This is a genomic window from Acetobacter oeni (genome assembly GCF_011516825.1).
Classification (GTDB): Bacteria; Pseudomonadota; Alphaproteobacteria; order Acetobacterales; family Acetobacteraceae; genus Acetobacter; species Acetobacter oeni.
On sequence record NZ_WOTA01000088.1, the window covers coordinates 1 to 988 of the forward strand.

At 55.1% G+C, this 988-nt stretch carries 1 pseudogene and 1 other annotated feature; the pseudogene reads left to right on the forward strand.

The window, feature by feature from the left end:
* Positions 1-54: 54 nt before the first annotated feature.
* A pseudogene (locus GOB90_RS18680) lies at positions 55-988 on the forward strand (IS3 family transposase); the annotation flags it as partial.
* Positions 333-449, forward strand: a sequence feature (AL1L pseudoknot). It overlaps the preceding pseudogene by 117 nt.

The window sequence follows — 988 nt, forward strand, 5'->3', positions numbered from 1 at the left end:
TGAATTGCCCCGGGTTTTGTGGAGACGGAACGACCCGAGAGGTAAGAAGGATTCATGAGCAACAAATCGAAGCGTTTTCCACCTGAGTTTCGTGACCGTGCAGCCCGCATGGTTCTGGAGGAAGAGAAGAACCATCCATCACGCTGGTCTGCGGTGATGATGATCGCGCCAAAGCTGGATATTCATCCTGACACGCTGTCAAAATGGACCCGTCTGCATGAACGTGCCAATGCGCCTGCGGTGAGTGACCTGCCTGATCGAGAGAAGATCAGGCAACTGGAGCGAGAGAACCGCGAATTGCGGCAGGCCAATGAAATCCTGCGTAAGGCGTCGGCATATTTTGCCCAGGCGGAGCTCGACCGCATCTTCAAGCCATGACACGCTTCATTGAGGAGCACCGGCAGACATATGGTGTCGGGTCAATCTGCAGGGTTCTGTCGATTGCACCATCTGCCTATTATGCAACTGTTGCCAGACAGAAAAATCCGTGTGTGCGCAGCCAGAAAGACAAAGAACTGTGCGATGACATCCGTAGAGTGTGGAATGATAATTTCTGCGTCTATGGAGCGCGCAAGGTCTGGCATCAGCTCAAACGTGAAGGCCTGGATGTCGCCCGCTGCACGGTAGAGCGGCTGATGCGCCGGATGGGACTGAAAGGCGTCATTCGTGGCAAGGGGGTCAGAACCACACGGCCTGATCCGCAACGTCCGTGTCCGCAGGATCTGGTGCAGCGCCAGTTTCATGCTCCTGCCCCCAACAGACTGTGGGTTTCGGATTTTACTTACGTTTCCACATGGCAGGGCTTTGTTTATGTGGCCTTCATCATTGATGTATTCGCACGGGTTATTGTGGGCTGGCGCGTCTCCTCAACGGCCCATACCGACTTCGTGCTGGATGCTCTCGAGCAGGCTCTGTGCCAGAGGCGACCTGAGGGAAAAGTGACCCACCATTCCGACCGCGGCTGTCAATATGTGTCCATTCTCTACAC